We start from the raw sequence: 21,898 nt of genomic DNA, 5'->3' as shown, positions 1-21,898 counted from the left end.
CTCAGGCCGGGCGCACGCTGCCGTAGATCGGCATGTAGTAGATCGACTCCTCGCGGACGTTCGCACCGGGCTTGGGCGCGTGGATCATCATGCCGTCGCCGATGTAAATGCCCACGTGGCTGATGTCGTCGTAGAAGAAGACCAGGTCGCCGGGGAGCAGGTCCTTCGTGGCCACGCGCGTACCGACCTTCACCTGGTCCCAGGTGGTGCGCGGCAGGTCCACGCCCGCCGCCTTCCAGGCGGCCTGGGTCAGCCCCGAGCAGTCGTACGAGCTCGGGCCCGTCGCGCCCCAGACGTACGGCTTGCCCAGCTGGGCGCGGGCGAAGGACAGGACCTTGTCGGCCTTGGCCGTGTAACTGCCGTCGGCGGTGCCGGTACCAGTGCCAGTACCGGTTCCCGTGCCCGTGCCGCTGTCCTGGTTCTGCTCCTGCTCCTTGCGCGCGGCCTCCGCCCTGGCGCGGGCCTCCGCCTCCGCCTTGGCCTTTGCCTCGGCCTGGCGGCGGGCCTCCTCCTCTTTCCTGCGCTCGATCTCGGCGAGCCGCGCCTTCTCCTCGGCGGTCAGCTTCGACAGCAGTGCGCGCGCCTCGGCGAGCTTCGCCTGGACCTCCTGCTTGCTCGTGCGCAGGGCCTTCTGGGAGGTCGTGAGCGACTCGAGGCTCTTCGTCGCCTCCGCCCGCTGCTTGGCGGCCGCGGCCCGCTGGGTCTCGTAGTCAGTGATGGCGCTGCGCTGACGGTCGGTCATCCGGTCCATCAGCTGGGTCTGGTCGAAGTACGACTCGGGGCTGTCCGCGAACAGCAGCGCGGCGGTCGGGGTGACCGCGCCGGTGCGGTACTGCGCGGCCGCGTAGTTGCCGAGCGCCCTTCTGGACTCGTTCAGCTTCTCCGTGCGCTTGGCGGCGTCGTCGAGCAGCTCGTCGACCTCGCGCCGCTTCTCGTCGGTGGATTCCTTGGCCTTGTTGTACTTCTCGGTCGCGGTGCCGGCCTGCCGGTACAGGTCGTCGACCTTCTTCTGCACCTCTTCGACGGAGGGCTTCGGTTCGGCGGGCGCCGCGTTGGCGCTCTGAGTCGACAGCAGGGTAACGCCGGCGATGGCTGCCGTCGTGAGCCCGACGGCGGGCGAGGTCTTCGCGGTACGGCTGCGTTGTTTGCGATGCGACGCCAAGGCCGGCATCTCCTTCTTCCGTGGACCGCCTACCGGGTTAGCTGTCGGGTTCGGGCAGAACGGAAGACGCCCTACGGACCGAATGAGACAGGTCCGATTCACCCCGGTTGTGCATGGTGGGTCCCCGGTTCCGAACTTCCTTGAAGGAAGCCCGAATTCGGCGCAGGCCGCCCGATTGGCGTGGATCGCCATGGGGGTACGAGCCGCCTGGACGAGCACGCTAGCCAACTCGTGTGGCCGCTGTGAAGCTTGATGGTCGATATGCCCGATACATTTTCGTGACCTTTTTTCAGCGCGGCGGGGATCGGGTTTCCGGTGTGCCTGTGCCATGACATGGCGAAGTGGCTCGATCGCGCAGGGTTGCCGGGCCGGATTCCCGTGCGGCATGCCAATGCGGCCGCGAGCTGTCAGCGCGGCGGCCTAGACTCGTAGAGCGATGAGCAGCCTCTTTGACGACAGCTTCCTGGCGGACCTCCAGCCCAGCTCGGAGCACGCCCCGCCACCGCCCGAGGACTCGGCCCCGGAGGAGATTCCGGACGATCTCTTCCAGGGCGCGTTCGACGTGCCCCCTGCGCGGGATCCGTACCACCGTGACGGCGCCCCGCGCACGGTCGTGGACCCCGCCGCCCTGCTGGAAGGGCTGAACGAACAGCAGCGCGCCGCCGTCGTTCACACGGGCTCGCCGCTCCTCATCGTCGCCGGGGCCGGGTCCGGCAAGACCCGGGTGCTGACCCACCGGATCGCGTATCTGCTGGGGACCCGCAGCGTCCACCCCGGGCAGATACTGGCGATCACCTTCACCAACAAGGCCGCCGGCGAGATGAAGGAGCGTGTCGAGCAGCTCGTCGGCCCGCGCGCCAACGCCATGTGGGTCATGACCTTCCACAGTGCCTGCGTGCGCATCCTGCGCCGCGAGTCCAAGAGGCTCGGCTTCACCTCGTCGTTCTCGATCTACGACGCCGCGGACTCGAAGCGGCTGATGGCCCTGGTCTGCCGCGATCTGGATCTTGACCCCAAGAAGTTCCCGCCGAAGTCCTTCAGCGCCAAGATCTCGAACCTGAAGAACGAGCTGATCGACGAGGAGACCTTCGCCGACCAGGCAGTTGGGGGTACCTCCCAGGCCGAAGGCTCTGGGGGAGGCTTCGAGAAGACGCTCGCCGAGGCCTACCGGATGTACCAGGCACGGCTGCGCGAGGCCAATGCCCTGGACTTCGACGACATCATCATGACGACGGTGCATCTGCTGCAGGCGTTCCCGGACGTCGCCGAGCACTACCAGCGGCGCTTCCGCCATGTCCTGGTGGACGAGTACCAGGACACCAACCACGCTCAGTACACACTCGTACGCGAGCTGGTAGGGACGGGCCAGGAGGATCTGCCGCCGGCCGAGCTCTGCGTCGTCGGCGACGCCGACCAGTCGATCTACGCCTTCCGTGGCGCGACCATCCGCAACATCCTCCAGTTCGAGGAGGACTACGCGGACGCGACGACGATCCTGCTGGAGCAGAACTACCGCTCCACGCAGACGATCCTCTCCGCAGCCAACGCGGTCATCGAGCGCAACGAAAGCCGCCGCCCCAAGAACCTGTGGACGAATGCGGGCGCGGGTGCGCAGATCACCGGCTATGTCGCCGACACCGAGCACGACGAGGCGCAGTTCGTCGCCGACGAGATCGACCGGCTGACGGACGCGGGCGAGGCGAAGGCCGGCGACGTCGCCGTCTTCTACCGTACGAACGCCCAGTCCCGTGTCTTCGAAGAGATCTTCATCCGGGTCGGCCTGCCGTACAAGGTCGTCGGCGGGGTGCGCTTCTACGAGCGCAAGGAGGTCCGGGACGTCCTCGCGTATCTGCGGGTCCTGGCCAACCCCGAGGACAACGTCCCGCTGCGCCGCATCCTCAATGTCCCCAAGCGCGGCATCGGCGACCGCGCCGAGGCGATGATCGACGCGCTCGCGCTGCGCGAGAAGATCACCTTCCCGCAGGCACTGCGGCGCGTGGACGAGGCGTACGGCATGGCGGCCCGCTCCGCCAACGCCGTCAAGCGTTTCAACGTGCTGATGGAGGAACTGCGCACGGTCGTCGACTCGGGCGCGGGCCCTGCTGTGGTGCTGGAAGCCGTCCTGGAGCGGACCGGCTACCTGGCCGAGCTGCAGGCTTCCACCGACCCGCAGGACGAGACGCGCATCGAGAACCTTCAGGAACTGGCCGCGGTCGCGCTGGAGTTTGAGCAGGACCGTGCCGAGGAGGAGGGCGCGGGCACGCTCGCCGAATTCCTGGAGAAGGTCGCGCTCGTCGCCGACTCCGACCAGATTCCGGACGAGGACGAGGACGGCTCCGGCGTCATCACCCTGATGACGCTGCACACCGCGAAGGGCCTTGAGTTCCCGGTGGTGTTCCTGACGGGCATGGAGGACGGCGTCTTCCCGCACATGCGCGCCCTCGGTCAGGCGAAGGAGCTGGAGGAGGAGCGGCGCCTTGCGTATGTCGGCATCACGCGCGCCCGCGAGCGGCTCTATCTGACGCGCTCGTCGATGCGGAGCGCCTGGGGCCAGCCCTCGTACAACCCGCCCTCGCGCTTCCTCGAGGAGATCCCGGGCCAGCACCTGGAGTGGAAGCGGACGGGGCCGATGGCCGCGCCCGCGGGTCCGACCTCCGGCATCGCCGCCTCGCTGTCGTCGTCGCGGTCGCGCTCGGGCGGCGGCGCTTCGGGCTTTGCCACGCGGCGTACGACCGACAAGCCGGTGATCTCGCTGGCGGTCGGCGACCGGGTCACGCACGACCAGTTCGGTCTGGGGACCGTGGTGGGAGTGACGGGGTCGGGTGCGGACGCGCAGGCGACGATCGACTTCGGGGACACGAAGCCGAAGAGGCTGCTGCTGAGGTACGCGCCCGTCGAGAAGCTGTAGCTCTCACGGCCAGGTCGGATCAAGGCCGTGAGCTGCGGTCCGACCGGGTCGAGGCTGTGGTCGTGGCTACGGTCGGGTCGAGGCTGTGGTCGTGGCTACTGTCAGGTCGGGTCGAGGCCGTGGCTGCGGAGCCACGGCAGCGGGTCGATCGCCGAGCCGCCGCCGGGCCGGACCTCGAAGTGGAGATGCGGTCCGGTGGAGTTCCCTGAGTTGCCGGAGAACGCGATGACGTCACCGGCCTTGACCGAACCGGAGCGGATCTTGGTGCTGCTGAGGTGGCAGTACCAGGTCTCGGTGCCGTCGGCCGCCGTCACGATCGCCATGTTGCCGTAGGCGCTGTTCCACTGGGTGCGGACGGTGCCGTCGGTCGCGGACATCACCTTGGTGCCGTACGACACCGGGAAGTCGATGCCGGTGTGCACGGACATCCAGTTGACGCCGGCCTGACCGTAGTACGCGCTCAGACCCTGCTGTGTCACCGGCAGCACGAACTTGGGGCGCAGCGCCTCGCGGCGCCTCGCCTCTTCCTCGCGCTTCTTCTTGTCCGCCTCCTGGCGCGCCTTGAGGTCGAGGCGTTCCTGGGTGCGGGAGGCACGGTCGCCGAAGTCACGGGCGTCGGCGCTGAGAGCGGCGAGCTGCGTGTCCATCTTGTTGTTCGCGGCGATCGGCTTGACGGATGACGGGTCCGCGGCGGCCTGGTTGGTGCCTTCGCCCTTGCTGTCGCCACCGAGGTCGCCGACGGATGCGGCGGCGATGCCGGCGACGCCCATCACGCATGCGGAGGGTACGGCGACGGTCAGGAGGGCGGAGCGTTTGGCGGGGGTGCGGCGACGGCCGCGCGAGCCGCCGGAACGGCGGACGGGGCGGGGGTTTACGGCGACGCCGACGGGCTCGGATTCGTGCGCGAGCTCCGACTCGGACTCCGACTCGGAATCGAAGTCGGTGTCGGACTCGGTGTCGGCGTCGAATCCGGCTTCGAGATCTTGCTCGGCCCCGAGTTCAGGCTCGGCCTCGTACGTGTACCCGGCGTCGTACTCGGCCGCGTACTCCTGCGGGAAGTCCGACTGGTACTCCGGCTGGAACTGGGTGGTGAGGTCGGGCGCGCTCTCGTACTCGTACTCGGGGGCGGCGGGGCTGGTCTCGTACTCGAACTCGGGCGCCGCCGGGGCGGTCTCGTGGAGGAACTCATGCTCCGGCGTGAACTGTTGCGGTACGTGTGCCTCCGCGCCCGTGTTCCAGGCGGTGGCGTCGTACGTCCCGGTCTCGACGGTGGGGGCGGCCCACTGCCCTGTCGCGTCATACGCAAAGGTGGCGGCAGCCGTTTCGAACTGGCCCGTCTGCGTGGTCTGATTCCAGGCGCCTGCGTCCCACTGGCCGGTCGTGTCGTACTGGACCGCGCCGGCGTCCCACTGGCCAGTGGCGTCGTACTGGCCCGTCGTGTCGTACTGCGGGAATTGCTGCGTCTGCTGCGGCTGTTGTATCTGCTGCTGCGCGGCGTAGACGTCGTAACCGTCATAGCCGGTGGTCTGGTGCGACCCGGTGTCCCACTGGGTGGAGTCGTACTGGCCGCTGTGGCCCGCTTCATAACTGCCGGGAAGATCTCCGAAGAGCGGGTCGGCGTCGAAGCTGCCAGTGGAGAAGCTGCCAGTGGTGGAGTACTCGTCGTATCCGACGTACCCGGCGTGGGCGTGCTGGTCGTTCACCAACTTCTCTCTCGCCTCGGCAGCAGGACCTGGGTTCTGGGGCCACGGGGGAGTGAGGCACCCAGAGGGGAAAGCAGTGGCGCGACTGTACCCGGCGGTACGCGACGGCGACAATCTTCCGCAGGTTTTAGGGAATCAGGAAACGGGCATTCGGCCGTGTTTCGGGGGACTGCGGGCACAGCCTTGGCCCTACGTTCGAAAAGCGTTCGACTTTCTGGTGTCTGTCTGGACGCCGTTGAACGTGGATCGGGCGACTGCGGGATCATGCGACGGAGACGGCCCCCGAGGTGCCTGCAGTCGACTCGCTCGACTCGAGCGCCTGCCGGATGCCGGCCGCGACCGCGGGGTGGACCGGGAGGGCGAGATGGCCGACTCCGCTGACGCGCACGTTCTGCGCGATGAGGTCCGGGTGATCGATGCAGGCCGTCTCGACCGGGACCATGATCTGGTCCAAATCGCTCCAGAAGCTGATGAAATGGGTGCGGCAGCCGGGCGCGGGCCGGCGCAGCTCCGCGATCAGGGCGGAGCCGGGCCGCATCTGGCGCACGATGGGGTGAGCACTCGCGAGCGGGGCGACCGCGGTGCCGGAGTGGGGAGTGCCGAGTGTGACGAGTGTGCGTACGCGCTGGTCACCGCCGAGGCGCTGCACGTAGTAGCGGGCGATCAGGCCGCCGAGGCTGTGCCCGACGATGTCGACCTCGCTCCGTCCCGTGCGGGCGCAGATCTCCTCGATGTGCCGGCCGAGCAGCTCGGCGGCGGTGCGGATGTCGCAGGTCAACGGGGAGTAGTTGAGGCACTCGAGATGCCGCCAGCCATGCCGGGCGAGGGAACGGCGAAGCAGTACGAACACGGAGCGGTTGTCCACGAAGCCGTGCAGCAGCACGACGGGCGGGTGGTCCGGGCCGCCGCCGGTCGGCAGGGTCGCGGTGTCGGCCGGGTGCGGGTCTTCGGACGGGTTCGGGCCTGGGGTGGGTGCTGGGCGCTCGGTGATCAGGCCGGTGGGGTAGAGGAGGAGGTGCCCGGCGAGTATCGCCAGCTCGAGAGCGGTGGCGCGGAGCAGTGCCGCGGATATTCGCAGCTGTCGCACGTGTCGCACGGGGCGCAGACACAGCGGAAAGAAGGGCAGGACCTTCATACCGACCTCCCGTACGGCACAGCGGGAGGACAGCTCCGTCCCCCGTTAATGCCCTCATGGGCGCCGTTCAGGCCCTGTGCGGTTCGGTGCCCGTGCCGGGCCGATACCAAAGGTGTGTCGTATCTCCGCGCCGCGCGGCTGACGGCGCGGACATACGACGATCCGAAGCGGCTCCCTTGCGACGGTCCCCTGTGGCGGCGCGGCTCGCGAGCCGCTTGTGTGTCGCCTGATGCGGGTACGACGCGTAGCGAACATGTCCCACGTGTGATTTCCCCCTCGCTATCCACCGTGAAACGGGCGGTTGCGGGATGCTGGAGATAACGTTCGTTCACTTCCCTGGGCCTTTGCCGGTGCGGGACCCGCGCGGGACCCGTGCCCAGGGCGGCGCAGTCGTATGTGGAGGCAGTGATGGGTGTGACTGGTCCGATCCGCGTGGTGGTGGCCAAGCCGGGTCTCGACGGCCACGATCGGGGCGCCAAGGTGATCGCGCGGGCGCTGCGTGACGCGGGCATGGAGGTCATCTACACCGGGCTCCACCAGACCCCGGAGCAGATCGTGGACACGGCGATCCAGGAGGACGCGGACGCGATCGGCCTCTCGATCCTGTCCGGCGCGCACAACACGCTCTTCGCGAAGGTGATCGAGCTCCTGAAGGAGCGCGAGGCGGAGGACATCAAGGTCTTCGGCGGCGGCATCATCCCGGAGGCGGACATCGCCCCGCTGAAGCAGAAGGGCGTGGCGGAGATCTTCACCCCGGGCGCGACGACGGCGTCGATCGTCGACTGGGTCAACGCGAACGTCCGCCAGCCTGCGGACGCGTAGTCGGTAGCGACGCGATCCGCTGGGCGCGGGGCCTGCCCGTGTGGGGTGTGCCGGGTCCGCTGGGCGTGGCCTGCCGCGGGGCGGGCTGACGAGCGCTGGGCCGCCGCGGCCCGAGGACGGTGCGCGGGCGGCGCGCCCCTGAGCCGTCCCGGCGGCGTGGTCTGGTCCGGGGGTTCGTCTTTGCGGCGAGAGGCTGCCACGGGCCGGGGCGTGGGGGCAGCAGCCCCCACACACAACCTCCCCACCCCGGGGGACCGGGGCGCGGTGGCCCCCGGGGGCCTGGGGGCGTCAGCCCACAGCTTCGGGAAGGGGCGGGGTGGGGGGAACACCCCCCAGCTCCACCCGCATCATCGCCCGCAACCTCAACGTCGACACCAGCCTCTGAAACGCCTCCGACCAATACCCCCCCGCCCCCGGCGACCCCCCTTCCACCTCGTCCGGCGTCGCCGTCAGCAGCTCCAGCCGGCTCGCCTCCGCCGGGTCCAGGCAGCGTTCCGCCAGGCCCATCACCCCGCTGAAGCTCCAGGGGTAACTCCCCGCGTCCCGCGCGATGTCCAGCGCGTCCACCACCGCGCGGCCCAGCGGCTCCGCCCACGGCACCGCGCAGACGCCGAGCAGCTGGAACGCCTCCGACAGACCGTGCGCCGCAATGAACTGCGCAACCCACACCGCCCGTTCCGGCGCGGGCAGCGTCCCGAGCAGCTTGGCCCGCTCCGCGAGGGACGACGTGCCGGGCCCGGTCTCCGGCGGCGAGGACGGCGCGCCGAGCAGGGCGCGGGACCACTCCGCGTCCCGCTGCCGCACCGCGGCCCGGCACCACGCCGCGTGCAGCTCCTGCCCCCACTCGTCCGCGACGGGCAGCGCGACTATCTCCTGCGCCGTACGCCCCCCGAGCCGTCCCGCCCAGGTGGACAGCGGGGCCGCCTCCACCAACTGGCCCAGCCACCATGATCGTTCGCCCCGGCCCGACGGCGGGTTCGGCACGACCCCGTCGCGTTGCATGCCCGTATCGCATTCGTGCGGCGCCTCCACAGCTATCGCCGCAGCGCTCCCGTCCCCGCTGCGGTCCAGGCTGACGCACGACACCGCGCGCGTCGCCATCCGCCCGGCGAGCGCCGAGTGCGGCAGCGCGGAGAGCAGCTCGGCCGCCGTCGCGCGGACATTGCGACTGCGGTCGGACAGGGCCTGCTCCAGAAACGGCTCGTCCGCGTCGGACAGCCCCGTACGCAGGGAGTCGAGGAACATCAGCCGGTCCTCGGCCCGCTCCGTCGCCCAGGTCGCCGTGAGCAGCGCCAGCGCCGCCCCCGCGTCGTGCGTCCGTACCGAAGCGAGCAGGGCGACCCGCTCGGCGAACAGCCCCTCCTCCCACAGACGTTGAACCGCCTCGGCGTCAGCCGGGTCCGGCAGCACCAGGCCCCCGGACCCGCCGCGCAGCGCGAACTTCCACTCCGGGTTGAGCCGGGCCAGCCACAGCCCGCGCGGACCGGCGAAGGCGAGGGCCCCCGGCCGTAGATCCGTACGCGCGCGGGCCGCGTCCAGTAGCGCGGGCAGTACGGACGGCGGCGCCTGGTACCCGTGCTCATTGGCCGTGGCGAGCCACTGCGGCAGCAGCTCGGTCAGATCCGGTGCCGTACCGCGCCGCCCGCCCGCATGCGACGGGGCCGACCGGTCGGCCAGCAGCAGGCCGAGCCTGCGCCGCGCGGGCGCGGGCAACTGCGGGCGGGTGTCGTTCGGCGCGGGCTCAGGACGGACGGCCGCGGGCGCGGGCATCAGTCCCGCCCTGCGCCGGACGGTGTGGAGCGCTGCGGCGTCCAGCAGCGCGGCCGGCGCGTCCTTGCCCGACGTCATGACGGCGCCCGGCGGCGTGCGCCGGTCGGTGCCGAGAAGGGCCGAGGTGACGAGCTCTTCCCACAGTGCGGCGCCGCTGGTGCTGGTGGTGCTGGTCATGGCGTCCTCTCTACGTTCAGATGAGCGGGACCGTCTCGGACCCGTCCTCGGACCAGGCGGCGAGCGGTGAGAAGCCCTGATGGCCGCATTCGCCGAAGACGATGACCGGGCCGCCGCCGGAGAGCGCGACGAGCTTCAGCAGCCCGGAGCGGCCGAGCGCGGCGGGCGCGATGGGCAGGGCGGTCTCGCTGTCGGCGTCGGCCAGTTGCCACCCCGGGCTCGTCGGGACGGGTATGACGCGGCTGAGCGTCACCGGCCAGAACTCCAGCCAGGGGTCGTCGCGCAGCGCCCGCCCGTACGCATCGAGAGCCGCCGCGGTCGGCCCGCCCCGAGGGGGCGACGTGATCGGGGCGGGCGCGCCGAACTGCTCGCCAAGCTCGGCCCGCAGCTGCCCGGCGCCCGCGTACGGAGTGAGCTCGGCGTCGATCATCAGGCCCACCGGCAGCGCCTGTTGCGGGGAGCGGCCCGCCGCTCCGAAGGAGAGCAGCAGTGCCGTACGCCCGGACTCGCGTCCGTACAGCCATATACGGCGTGTGGTGATCTTGCCGTCCGAGGAGTCGTACTGAGCCAGGATCATCCAGTCGTCCCGGACCGGCGGGCCGTCGGCCGGCGAGGTGAGGCCGACCCGAGTACGAACCGTCGCGGCCAGCGGCTCCGGCAGCCGCTCGACCCCCAGCCAGGCCGCATCCAGCAGATGGATCAGCGCGCACTCCTCCAGCAGCCGCACCGGCCAGCCCGGCCCCGAGCCCGGGATCGCCCCCAATTCCCGTACCCGGGCGGCCAGTCCGGGCGCCTGCGCGTCGACCATGCGGGCCGCGGTCTCCTCCCACAGTCCGTAACCCGACTGCTCGGCCGCAGCAAGGCCGCCGCGCAGCAGATCCGCGAGCCGCTGCTCCAACTCCGTGGCCCCGGCGGTGATCCGCCCCGCCCGGCGCTCGGCGCGGCGCCTGGCCGCCTCGGGGTCGGCGGTCTTCGCGGACTGCCCCGCGCCCGCATCGCTCTGTTCCTTGTCGGTGGCGCGCTTTCTGCGCCCCTCCAGCCACTCCTCCGCCCAGTCCGGCGTGGTGGAGACCTGTACGGCGTCCTCGTCCGCCGCCCAGAGCAGCAGCAGCCCCAGCGCGTGCTTGCACGGGAACTTCCGGCTCGGACAACTGCACTTGTACGCCGGGCCCGTGGTGTCGACGATGGTCTGGTACGGCTTGCTGCCGCTGCCCTTGCACAGGCCCCACACTGCCCCCGATCCGTCAATGCCCGCCCCGGACCACGGCCCGGCCGCGCCGAGCCTGTTACCCGCCTTGCGTGATGCGTCGTCAGGAGCCAGTGCCAGCACCTGTTCCGACGTCCAGCGCACCCCCTGCTGATTCATGCCGACGACGTTACGGGCCGGGTCTGACAATGGCCTCTGACCTGCGTAGACGGTCGATTGTCAGTGGCGTGGTGCACGGTTGGAATCACATCGGGCCGAACCATCTGGCCGACGACCCGGAGGGGGATCCATGACCGTGTCCGAAACCGGCGCAGCCACCGGCGCCGAGGCGCTGCGGCCGCATGCCGAGGACGCTTTCGCCCACGAGCTGAAGGCGCTCGCCGCGGCCGACGACCGGCCGCGCCCGGTCAACTGGCAGATGTCGCCGTGGGCCGTCGCCACCTATCTGCTCGGCGGCGAACTCACCGACGGCACGGTGATCACGCCCAAGTACGTGGGGCCGCGCCGGATCGTCGAGGTCGCTGTCACCACACTCGCCACCGACCGGGCCCTGCTGCTCCTCGGCGTGCCCGGCACCGCCAAGACCTGGGTCTCCGAGCATCTGGCCGCGGCTGTCAGCGGCGACTCGACCCTGCTGGTACAGGGCACGGCGGGCACACCCGAGGAAGCCATCCGGTACGGCTGGAACTACGCCCAGCTGCTCGCCCACGGCCCCAGCCGGGACGCTCTCGTGCCCAGCCCCGTCATGCGCGCGATGTCCGAGGGCATGACGGCGCGTGTCGAGGAGCTCACCCGTATCCCCGCCGACGTACAGGACACGCTGATCACGATCCTGTCCGAGAAGACCCTGCCGATCCCGGAGCTGGGGCAGGAGGTGCAGGCGGTCCGCGGGTTCAGCCTCATCGCCACCGCCAATGACCGCGACCGCGGGGTCAACGACCTCTCCAGCGCGCTGCGCCGCCGGTTCAACACGGTCGTACTGCCGCTGCCCGCGACGCCCGAGGCGGAGGTCGACATCGTGTCCCGGCGCGTCGACCAGATAGGGCGCTCGCTCGATCTGCCCGCCGTGCCCGAGGGGTTGGAGGAGATCCGCCGGGTCGTCACCGTTTTCCGGGAGCTGCGCGACGGCGTCTCGGCGGACGGCCGCACCAAGCTCAAGTCGCCGTCGGGCACGCTCTCCACGGCCGAGGCGATCTCCGTCGTCACCGGCGGTCTCGCGCTCGCCGCGCATTTCGGCGACGGCGTGCTGCGACCCGGTGACGTGGCGGCCGGCATCCTCGGCGCGGTGGTACGCGACCCCGCGGCGGACCGGGTCATCTGGCAGGAGTACCTGGAGACGGTGGTCCGCGAGCGGGACGGCTGGAAGGACTTCTACCGCGCCTGCCGTGAGGTGAGCGTATGACCGGCCCGCTGCTGCTCGGGGTGCGCCACCACGGGCCTGGCTCGGCGCGGGCGGTGCGGGCCGCGCTGGATGCGGCGTCGCCGCCGGTGGTGCTGATCGAGGGTCCGCCCGAGGGCGATGCACTGCTTGCGCTCGCGGCGGACGAGCAGATGCGCCCGCCGGTCGCGCTGCTCGCCCATGCCGTGGAGGATCCGGGGCGGGCGGCGTTCTGGCCCCTCGCCGAGTTCTCGCCGGAGTGGGTGGCGATCCGCTGGGCGCTCGGGCGGGGGGTGCCGGTGCGGTTCATCGACCTCCCGGCGGTGCACTCGCTGGCGCTGGCCGAAGCGGAGACGGCCGCGGACCCGGGCCCGGGCTCACCCCCGGACCCGGACCCGAACCCGAACCCGGCCTCGACCTCCGACCTGGCCTCGACCTCCGACCTGGACTCGGACTCGGACTCGGGGAGCGAACCCGGCGGCGTACGGATCGATCCCATCGCCGTCCTCGCCGAAACCGCCGGGTACGACGACCCCGAGCGGTGGTGGGAGGACGTCGTCGAGCACCGCGGCTCGGGGCCAGGCTCCGGGACCGGCTCCGCGGTCGACGCCGCGGACCCCCGGGCGCCCTTCGCCGCGCTCGGCGAGGCCATGACCGCGCTGCGCGAGATGTACGGCCACGGCGGGCACGACCGGGATCTCGTCCGCGAGGCGCACATGCGGATCCAACTACGCGCCGCGCGCAAGGAGTTCGGGGACGACGTCGCCGTCGTCTGCGGCGCCTGGCATGTGCCTGCGCTCGCCGAGAAGACCACGCTCGCCGCAGACAAGGCCCTCCTCAAGGGGCTGCCCAAGGTCAAGGCCGAGATGACCTGGGTGCCCTGGACGCACCGCAGGCTCGCCCGCCACAGCGGCTACGGCGCGGGCATCGACTCGCCCGGCTGGTACGGGCATCTCTTCGGCGCGCCGGACCGGCCGGTGGAGCGCTGGATGACCAAGGTCGCCCGGCTGCTGCGGGACGAGGACCGGATGGTGTCGTCCGCCCATGTGATTGAGGCGGTGCGGCTTGCCGACACCCTTGCCGCCATGCGCGGCCGGCCGCTCGCCGGGCTGACCGAGACGACAGACGCCATACGGGCCGTGATGTGCGACGGCTCCGACGTTCCGCTCGACCTGATCCGGGACCGGCTGATCGTCGGTGACGTCCTCGGTGAGGTCCCGGACGCCGCGCCCGCCGTGCCGCTGCAGCGCGACCTGAGCCGGCTGCAGCGCAGCCTGCGGCTCAAACCGGAGGCGCTGGAGCGCGAGTTGGAGCTCGATCTGCGCAAGGAGACCGATGCGGCGAAGAGCCGGCTGCTGCACCGGCTGCGGCTGCTGGCCATCGGCTGGGGCGAGCCGGTCACGGGGCGGGGGAGCACCGGCACGTTCCGGGAGAGCTGGCGGCTGCGCTGGGAGCCGGAGCTCTTCGTGCGGGTCGCCGAGGCCGGGGTGTGGGGCACCACGGTGCTCTCCGCGGCCACGGCCAAGGCCGAGAACAAGGCCGTGTCGGCGACCGCCCTCGCCGATGTCACCGTGCTCGCCGAGCACTGCCTGCTGGCCGAACTGACCGACGCGCTCCCCGTGGTGATGCGGGCGCTCGCCGACCGGGCCGCGCTCGACGCGGATGTAGGCCACCTCGCCCAGGCGCTGCCCGCCCTGGCCCGCGCCCTGCGGTACGGGGACGTACGGTCCACGGACACGGCCGCCCTCGGCGAGGTCGCGGCCGGGCTCGCCGAGCGCATCTGCGTCGGGCTGCCACCCGCGTGCACCGGGCTCGACGCGGACGGCGCCGCCGAGATGCGGAGCCATCTGGACGCCGTGAACTCCGCGATCGGACTGCTGCCCAAGGCCCAGGAGCTCGGCGAGCGTTGGGGCTCGGTACTGCACCGGCTGGCGGACCGTGACACGGTGCCGGGGGTGATACGCGGCCGGGCCGCCCGGCTGCTGCTGGACGACGGGCGGCTCGAGGAGCACCAGGCCGCGCGGCTGATGGCCCTTGCGCTCTCGCCCGGCACGCCGCCCGCCGAAGCGGCCGCCTGGATCGAGGGCTTCGTCGGCGGCGCGTCCGGAGGCGGGATGCTCCTGGTCCACGACGAGCGCCTGCTCGGGCTCGTCGACGCCTGGCTGACCGGGGTGCCCGCGGACGCCTTCACCGACGTACTGCCGTTGCTGCGCCGCACCTTCTCGGCGTACGAACCGGGCGTGCGCCGCACGCTCGGTGAGCTGGTCGGGCGCGGCCCGGCAGCGGGCGGCCACGCACACCAGGAGTCGGGCGTGCCCGGATTCGGCGCGGGCCTCGACGAGGAGCGGGCAAACGCGGTGCTGCCCGTGCTCCAGCTGCTTCTCGGTATCGACGACAACGACCTTGCGGGGGTGGCCCGATGACGGAGATCGCGCACGACGAGCGGCTGCGGCGCTGGCGGCTGGTGCTCGGCGGCGACTCTGCCGAGGGCACCGGCTGCACGCTCGCCGGGACGGACGCGGCGATGGACGGCGCCCTGTCCGCCCTCTACGGCGACGGAAACGGCGGCACGAGTGCCGACAGCCGCAGCGGGGGCCGCTCGGCCGGGCTCGGGGCGTCCGCCCCCTCCGTCGCCCGCTGGCTCGGCGACATCCGTACGTACTTCCCCAGCTCCGTCGTCCAGGTCATGCAGCGCGACGCGATCGACCGGCTCGGTCTGTCCACGCTGTTGCTGGAGCCGGAGATGCTGGAGGCCGTCGAGGCGGACGTCCATCTCGTCGGCACCCTGCTCTCCCTCAACAAGGCGATGCCCGAGACGACCAAGGAGACGGCCAGGGCGGTCGTCCGGAAGGTTGTCGACGATCTGGAGAAGCGGCTCGCCAGCCGCACCCGCTCCACTCTGACCGGTGCGCTCGACCGCTCGGCGAAGATCAACCGCCCGCGTCACCGGGACATCGACTGGGACCGCACCATCCGGGCCAACCTCAAGAACTATCTGCCGGAGTTCAAGACCGTCGTCCCCGAGCGGCTGATCGGATACGGACGGGCGTCCCAGTCGGTGAAGAAGGACGTCGTCCTCTGCATCGACCAGTCGGGCTCGATGGCAGCCTCCGTTGTCTACGCATCCGTCTTCGGCGCGGTCCTGGCGTCCATGCGCTCCATCGCCACCCGCCTCGTCGTCTTCGACACCGCCGTCGTCGAGCTCACCGACCAGCTCGACGACCCGGTGGACGTCCTCTTCGGCACCCAGCTCGGCGGCGGCACCGACATCAACAGGGCGCTCGCGTACTGCCAGTCCCAGATCACCCGCCCCGCCGACACCGTCGTCGTACTGATCAGCGACCTCTACGAGGGCGGCATACGGGACGAGATGCTGAAGCGGGTCGCGGCCATGAAGGCGTCCGGCGTGCAGTTCGTGGCGCTGCTCGCGCTGTCCGACGAAGGGACGCCCGCGTACGACCGCGAGCACGCGGCGGCGCTCGCGGCGCTGGGCGCACCGGCCTTCGCGTGTACGCCCGACCTCTTCCCGGAGGTGATGGCGGCCGCGATCGAGAAGCGGCCCCTGCCCATACCGGACATGGTGACCCATCAGTAACGTGGGACTTGCGCCAACCCGGGAGGTTCGTGCGAGCATCGTCCGGATCCCCGCGGAAGGTCCGCTTCCGCCGACCGGGAAGGCCCCTCACCGTGACTGCCGCAGCCGCTCGTTCCGCTGCTGCCCTGTGCGTGCTGCGCAGGGCGGTTGCCGGCCGGCGTGTGCTGCAGGTGATGCTGTTCCTCGGAGGCCTGCTGACGGTCGGTTTCCTCTACGGCGGACAGGCGCACGCGACCGGGCTGCCGGACCCGGCGTCGGCCGATGCCGGGACGAGCGCCGCGCAGCCGGACCTGTCGGCCCCGGCACGGGAGTTGCGGCGCGTGGCACAGGACTCCGTCGACTCGACGAAGTTCACTAAAGCCGCCGACGGCACCCCGTCCGTCCTGCCCGTGCCGTCCGGGCGCGAAGTGGCCGAGCCGGTGACGGACTCCGGCCGCGGCGTCGTACGGACGGTGGTGCGGTCGCTGACCGAACCGGTCACCGGCGCACTGACCGGCACGCCGGGCGGGCACCTTCCCGTACCGCTGCCGACTCCCGGCGGCGGCGTGGGCCCGGGACTCACGCCGCAACTCCCCCTCGAGCGGCCCGTGGACGAGTCCCCGGACGGATTCACCGCGAAGAACCCGGCAGGCAAGTCCGACTCGGCCCGGCCGTCCTGCGCTCTTGCCGTCATGGTCGGCCCGGTCGGCGGATACGACAGTGGGCTCGGACGGGGCCGGGCCGAAGCCGCGGGCAAGCAGCCCGCGTCGGCACCCGCACCTGCTCAAGTCCCCGGCAGCCCCTGCAACTCCACGCCCGGCGCGCTGCAGCAGTCCACCGAGACACACACCCCGCGTACGGGAGATCAGCACGCGGCGGTGAGTGCGTACGGCAGGCCCATCGCACTCGGCTCCGGCGCGGTCCGGGCGGCGGCGGATGCGCCGACTCGCGAACGACCGCGCGACATCCTCGAATTCCCCGGCTAGGGCAGCCCTTTCCCCGCTCAAGACCTGCCGCGCGGGGGCGGGACAGGTCTGCCCGCCAACCGGACAGTTCCGGACAGCCGAACTCATTCGAAGGATTCGACTCAAGCATGCACAAGAACATTCGACGCTCTATAGCCGTCGCGGCCACGGCCGGCGGCATGTGGGCCATCGGCACTGCCGTGGCCAGCGCCGACGAGGCGCACGTCTCCGTACCGCTCTCCACGCCCGACCAGGCGGCCGACGCCGTCCAGGACGCCAAGGGCGCCGTCTCCGACGCGCGCTCCACAGCCACCACCGCGGCCACGGGTGCCACCCAGGTCAAGGGCAAGGCGACGGGCACGGCCGCGCAGGCTCAGCGCACCGCTGCCGGCACGGCTGCCCAGGTCAGGGGCAAGGCGACGGGCACGGCCGCGCAGGCTCAGCGCACCGCTGCCGGCACGGCTACCCAGGTCAAGGGCAAGGCGACGGGCACGGCCGCGCAGGCTCAGCGCACCGCTGCCGGCACGGCTGCCCAGGTCAGGGGCAAGGCGACGGGCACGGCCGCGCAGGCTCAGCGCACCGCTGCCGGCACCGCCGCGCAGGCCCAGGGCAGCGCCCAGTCCGCGGCCCGCACCGATGCTCAGGACGAGATCGACTACCTCTTCGGCCCGCTCTCCGCCTTCGCGCACGAGCTGGAGCAGGCCCCGGCCCAGGCCCAGTACCGGGCCGAGGGCGCCGTTGTCGCCGCCACCCCGCTCGCCGACGCCGCCGCGCAGGACACCCTGCCGCCCATCGCCGCCCGTGCCGTGAGCGGCGTGCTCCCGGTTGCCGGGCAGGCGGTCGGCGACGCCGGCGGTCTCGCTCAGGGTGTGGTGGGCGATGTGACGCCGTTCGCGGGCGGTGTCCTCTCCGACGTGCAGCCGTTCGCCGGCGGTGTCGTCTCCGAGGTCCAGCCCTTCGCGGGCGGTGTCGTCGGTGCGGTCCAGCCGCTCGTCGAAACCATCGTCGACCACGTCCAGCCGGTCACGTACGGCGTCGGCAGCAGCGCGGGCACCCTCGCGCAGGGTGTGGCCGGCGATGTCACGCCCTTCGCGGACGGTGTTGCCCACCAGGCCCAGCCGTTCGCGCAGGACGTGTACGGCACGGCGGGCGCGACGCCGCTCGCCGGCAACGCCGTCCACGGTGCCCAGGGCGCGGTTTCCACGATCACCCCGGGTTACGTCTCCCATCTGACCCAGGGCATCTGACGCAGGAAACCCGACGTGTTACGGAGTGCATCTGACAGGCGGGTCCGATGCTCACGGGCGGTCTCCATTGGGGTGGGGGCCGCCCGGTTCCGTACAGCGCCGCGACCTGTGCGGTCTGTGACCGTTATCACCGCCCAGGTGTGATCTGCGATTTAGGGACCCACGGCCCACGGGGATAACCTGCAGGACGGACATGCCGCGTGCTCGGACAACCGTGTACGCCTCCCTTGTGACAGCGCAGTCACGTTGCCCTTCGCGGCACGCCCACGCAGACAACGAACCGCGATCATCAGAAAAGGGACGGACGCGCGTGGACCTGTTCGAGTACCAGGCGAGGGACCTCTTCGCCAAGCACGGTGTACCGGTGCTGGCCGGTGAAGTCATCGACACGCCTGAGGCGGCGCGCGAGGTGACCGAGCGTCTGGGCGGCCGGTCGGTCGTCAAGGCGCAGGTGAAGGTCGGCGGCCGCGGCAAGGCCGGCGGCGTGAAGCTGGCCTCCGACCCGGCTGACGCGGTCGAGAAGGCCGGCCAGATTCTTGGCATGGACATCAAGGGCCACACGGTCCACAAGGTGATGCTGGCCGAGACGGCACCGGAGATCGCCGAGGAGTACTACGTTTCGTACCTCCTCGACCGCACCAACCGCACTTTCCTGGCCATGGCCTCCGTCCAGGGCGGCGTCGAGATCGAGGTCGTCGCGGAGGAGAACCCCGAGGCCCTCGCGAAGATCCCGGTCAACGCCAATGAGGGTGTCGACCTGGCGAAGGCCCGCGAGATCGTCGCGGCCGCGAAGTTCCCGGCCGATGTCGCCGACCAGGTCGCCGACATCCTGGTGACCCTGTGGAAGACCTTCATCGAAGAGGACGCGCTCCTCGTCGAGGTCAACCCGCTGGCCAAGGTCGCCGACGGCCGCGTCATCGCCCTCGACGGCAAGGTCTCGCTCGACGAGAACGCCGACTTCCGGCAGCCCGAGCACGCAGCGCTCGAGGACAAGGACGCAGCCAACCCGCTCGAGGCTGCTGCCAAGGCCAAGAACCTCAACTACGTCAAGCTCGACGGCGAGGTCGGCATCATCGGCAACGGCGCGGGTCTGGTCATGTCGACCCTCGACGTCGTCGCGTACGCCGGTGAGAACCACGGCGGCGTGAAGCCCGCCAACTTCCTCGACATCGGTGGCGGCGCCTCCGCCGAGGTCATGGCGAACGGTCTCGAGATCATCCTCGGCGACCCGGACGTCAAGTCCGTCTTCGTCAACGTCTTCGGTGGCATCACCGCCTGTGACGAGGTCGCCAACGGCATCGTCCAGGCGCTCGCGCTGCTCGCCTCCAAGGGCGAGGAAGTCAGCAAGCCGCTGGTCGTGCGCCTCGACGGCAACAACGCGGAGCTGGGTCGCAGGATCCTGTCGGACGCCAACCACCCGCTGGTTCAGCGCGTGGACACCATGGACGGCGCGGCCGACAAGGCCGCCGAGCTCGCGGCTGCGAAGTAAGGGACGAGGTTCAGCACAGCCATGGCTATCTTCCTCACCAAAGACAGCAAGGTCATTGTCCAGGGCATGACCGGCGCCACGGGCATGAAGCACACCAAGCTCATGCTCGGTGACGGCACCAACATCGTCGGTGGCGTCAACCCGCGCAAGGCGGGCACCAGCGTCGACTTCGACGGCACCGAGGTGCCGGTCTTCGGCACGGTCGCCGAGGCGATCGAGAAGACCGGGGCCGACGTCTCCGTCCTCTTCGTGCCGCCGGCCTTCGCCAAGGCCGCCGTCGTCGAGGCCATCGACGCCGAGATCCCGCTGGCCGTCGTCATCACCGAGGGCATCGCGGTGCACGACTCCGCCGCCTTCTGGGCGTACGCGGTCAGCAAGGGCAACAAGACCCGGATCATCGGCCCGAACTGCCCCGGCCTGATCACCCCCGGCCAGTCCAACGCCGGCATCATCCCGGGCGACATCACCAAGCCCGGTCGCATCGGTCTCGTGTCCAAGTCCGGCACGCTGACCTACCAGATGATGTACGAGCTCCGTGACATCGGCTTCTCCTCGGCCGTCGGCATCGGTGGCGACCCGGTCATCGGTACGACGCACATCGACGCCCTCGCGGCGTTCGAGGCCGACCCGGAGACCGAGCTGATCGTGATGATCGGCGAGATCGGCGGCGACGCCGAGGAGCGTGCGGCGGACTTCATCGCGAAGAACGTCACCAAGCCGGTCGTCGGTTACGTCGCGGGCTTCACCGCGCCCGAGGGCAAGACCATGGGCCACGCCGGCGCCATCGTCTCCGGCTCCTCCGGCACGGCCCAGGCGAAGAAGGAGGCCCTGGAGGCCGCGGGCGTCAAGGTCGGCAAGACGCCGACCGAGACGGCCAAGCTGGCGCGCGCCATTCTCGGCCTGTAAACACAGCCTCGGCGCCTGACCTTCGCGGTTCAGCAGTACGGCAGTACAGCAGTACGTACGGGTGTGGGCCCGCGTCTCTTCGTGAGATGCGGGCCCACACGCTTGTTCAGCTGTCCGGCTGTCCGGCTGTCCGGCTGTCCGGCTGTTCAGCGGCTCTGCGGTACCAGCCGCTCGGGACCGGCCGCCGGCTCGGAGAGCAGCTTTGCGCGCAGCTGCCTGTCCCGGGCGGTCAGCCGCTGCGGACCGTTGTGCGCCGGTACGCCGCCGACCTCCTGGCCCGGGGCGAGCGGCGGTTCGTACCGAGTCGGGGCGTTGGCCAGGGTGAGCATCGTGGCGCCGATGATCAGCGTGGTGACGGCGATGGCGGCTCGCGTCCAGAACCGGGCCCGGCGCTCGCTGCCTGTGCGTACGGCCTGGGCGGCCAGCAGTTGCGGCATCGGGCCGGCGAGCGCGAGGGCCGTCAGCTCCTCGTGCAGCGTCTCGGGCACGCCCAGCTCGGGACAGCGTTCGGCGAGCGCCTCGCGCGCGTGCAGCACGCGGTTCGCGGTGGCGGGGGTGCTCGCCTCGGTCTCGGCGGCCGTCTCCGGCAGATCGAGGCCGACGCCGTCGTAGAGGAGCAGCGTGCGACGGTACGACGGGGGCAGCTCCAGCAGTGCGTCGAGGAGCTTGCTCGGGTCCCCGTCGACGGGAGTGCTGTCGAGGGCGCGGTGGGTGCGCCGCAGCCGTTGCCAGGGGGACATGGCGTAGTCGTACGCGGCGGCCCGCACCCAGCCCGCGGGGTCCCGGTCGACGGCGACCTCGGGCCAGCGCTGCCAGGCGAGGTGGAAGGCGCGCTCGACGGACTCCTGCGCGAGCCGGCAGCGGCCGGTGAGCAGGTAGGTCTGGCGTACGAGGGCGGGGGCGGCGTATGCGTACAGCGCGTCGAATGCCTCGTCGGCGGTGAGCGCGGGGAGCCTTGGCGGCTCGGGGGCAGGGGCCGGTGTTCTGGGCTGGGCGGTGTGCGGCGGTGCCGGGTCGGCCGGGACCGTGGGTGGCCTGGCCGCGCGCTTGGCGGCGGGCCTGGGCCGGGTGGTGGCGTGCGACTGCTTGGGCCGGCGGGAGTGAGCCGGGGGCTGCGTGTCGCCTGTGGCCGTGGGGGCGGGCGACTTCGAGGACTGCTCCGCGGGCGTGTCCGGCTCGTTGGCCCACGCGGCGAGCAGTTTCGCGTACGCCTCGCGCTTGCGCCCCCGGGGGTTGGTGCGGCCCGTCTCCCAGGATCTGACGGTCGCCGGGGTGACGCCGATCGCCGTCGCGACCTCCTGCTCGCTCACGGCGGACGCCTCGCGCAGTCGGCGCCGTTCCTCGGGGGAAGGCAGGGGGGAGGTGGCGGAGCGTGCGGTGCTCTGAGTCATGAGGGGCTCCCCGCGGCACTGCACTCGGCATAAAAGTACATAAACGTATCTTGAGCGACACAAC

General features: G+C 71.2%; 15 protein-coding genes and 1 riboswitch. Of the genes, 9 read left to right on the top strand and 6 right to left on the bottom strand.

The window, feature by feature from the left end; translation table 11 throughout:
• Position 1: 1 nt before the first annotated feature.
• The gene (locus OG729_RS15785; RefSeq protein ID WP_405806655.1) at positions 2-1,171 is read right to left on the bottom strand and encodes an NlpC/P60 family protein; all 1,170 of its coding nucleotides are present in this window, start codon (positions 1,169-1,171) and stop codon (positions 2-4) included.
• 2 nt (positions 1,172-1,173) lie between these two features.
• Positions 1,174-1,335, bottom strand: a riboswitch (cyclic di-AMP (ydaO/yuaA leader).
• Positions 1,336-1,598: 263 nt separating this feature from the next.
• On the opposite strand from OG729_RS15785, the gene pcrA reads away from it, so the two are divergent.
• A complete protein-coding gene (pcrA, locus tag OG729_RS15780; RefSeq protein ID WP_360871834.1) occupies positions 1,599-4,070 on the top strand; it encodes a DNA helicase PcrA in 2,472 nt (823 codons plus the stop codon).
• 101 nt (positions 4,071-4,171) lie between these two features.
• Here the strand turns inward: pcrA and OG729_RS15775 are convergent, their stop codons facing one another.
• Complete coding sequence (locus OG729_RS15775; RefSeq protein WP_405806654.1) at positions 4,172-5,773, bottom strand: peptidoglycan DD-metalloendopeptidase family protein; 1,602 nt, start codon at positions 5,771-5,773, stop codon at positions 4,172-4,174.
• Positions 5,774-6,035: 262 nt separating this feature from the next.
• On the bottom strand, positions 6,036-6,908 hold the full coding sequence (locus OG729_RS15770; protein ID WP_360871828.1) for an alpha/beta fold hydrolase: 873 nt from the start codon (positions 6,906-6,908) through the stop codon (positions 6,036-6,038).
• Between the two features lie 408 nt (positions 6,909-7,316).
• Between OG729_RS15770 and OG729_RS15765 the strand changes: the two genes are divergently transcribed.
• A complete protein-coding gene (locus OG729_RS15765) occupies positions 7,317-7,730 on the top strand; it encodes a cobalamin B12-binding domain-containing protein (RefSeq protein ID WP_360871825.1) in 414 nt (137 codons plus the stop codon).
• Positions 7,731-8,018: 288 nt separating this feature from the next.
• Here the strand turns inward: OG729_RS15765 and OG729_RS15760 are convergent, their stop codons facing one another.
• Positions 8,019-9,677, bottom strand: coding sequence for a DUF5691 domain-containing protein (locus OG729_RS15760; protein ID WP_405806651.1), 1,659 nt, complete (start codon positions 9,675-9,677; stop codon positions 8,019-8,021).
• 16 nt (positions 9,678-9,693) lie between these two features.
• On the bottom strand, positions 9,694-11,043 hold the full coding sequence (locus OG729_RS15755) for an SWIM zinc finger family protein (protein ID WP_405806649.1): 1,350 nt from the start codon (positions 11,041-11,043) through the stop codon (positions 9,694-9,696).
• 130 nt (positions 11,044-11,173) lie between these two features.
• Here OG729_RS15755 and OG729_RS15750 point away from each other — a divergent pair, with 130 nt between their 5' ends.
• The 7 genes from OG729_RS15750 (at position 11,174) to sucD (ending at position 20,443) form a co-directional block, all read left to right on the top strand.
• Positions 11,174-12,286, top strand: coding sequence for an AAA family ATPase (locus OG729_RS15750; protein WP_360871816.1), 1,113 nt, complete (start codon positions 11,174-11,176; stop codon positions 12,284-12,286).
• Complete coding sequence (locus OG729_RS15745) at positions 12,283-14,685, top strand: DUF5682 family protein (protein WP_405806647.1); 2,403 nt, start codon at positions 12,283-12,285, stop codon at positions 14,683-14,685. Before OG729_RS15750 ends, OG729_RS15745 begins: the two co-directional genes overlap by 4 nt.
• Positions 14,682-15,857, top strand: coding sequence for a VWA domain-containing protein (locus OG729_RS15740; protein WP_405806646.1), 1,176 nt, complete (start codon positions 14,682-14,684; stop codon positions 15,855-15,857). The genes OG729_RS15745 and OG729_RS15740 overlap by 4 nt, the downstream gene beginning before the upstream one ends.
• Before the next feature lie 92 nt (positions 15,858-15,949).
• Positions 15,950-16,822 carry a hypothetical protein gene (locus OG729_RS15735; RefSeq protein WP_405806644.1) on the top strand — a complete coding sequence of 291 codons (873 nt, stop codon included), beginning with the start codon at positions 15,950-15,952 and terminating at the stop codon, positions 16,820-16,822.
• 107 nt (positions 16,823-16,929) lie between these two features.
• On the top strand, positions 16,930-18,048 hold the full coding sequence (locus OG729_RS15730) for a hypothetical protein (protein WP_405806642.1): 1,119 nt from the start codon (positions 16,930-16,932) through the stop codon (positions 18,046-18,048).
• Positions 18,049-18,358: 310 nt separating this feature from the next.
• A complete protein-coding gene (gene sucC, locus OG729_RS15725) occupies positions 18,359-19,537 on the top strand; it encodes an ADP-forming succinate--CoA ligase subunit beta (protein WP_360871801.1) in 1,179 nt (392 codons plus the stop codon).
• Between the two features lie 21 nt (positions 19,538-19,558).
• Positions 19,559-20,443: a succinate--CoA ligase subunit alpha gene (sucD, locus tag OG729_RS15720; RefSeq protein WP_360871799.1), complete on the top strand. Its 885-nt coding sequence runs from the start codon at positions 19,559-19,561 to the stop codon at positions 20,441-20,443.
• Positions 20,444-20,589: 146 nt separating this feature from the next.
• Here sucD and OG729_RS15715 read toward each other — a convergent pair whose 3' ends face one another.
• Positions 20,590-21,834, bottom strand: coding sequence for a helix-turn-helix domain-containing protein (locus tag OG729_RS15715; RefSeq protein WP_405806640.1), 1,245 nt, complete (start codon positions 21,832-21,834; stop codon positions 20,590-20,592).
• Positions 21,835-21,898: the final 64 nt, after the last annotated feature.

This window comes from Streptomyces sp. NBC_00210 (genome assembly GCF_045160975.1).
GTDB lineage: Bacteria > Actinomycetota > Actinomycetes > Streptomycetales > Streptomycetaceae > Streptomyces.
The sequence above is the reverse complement of the archived record's forward strand: the minus strand, read 5'-3'. Positions and strand labels throughout refer to the sequence as shown.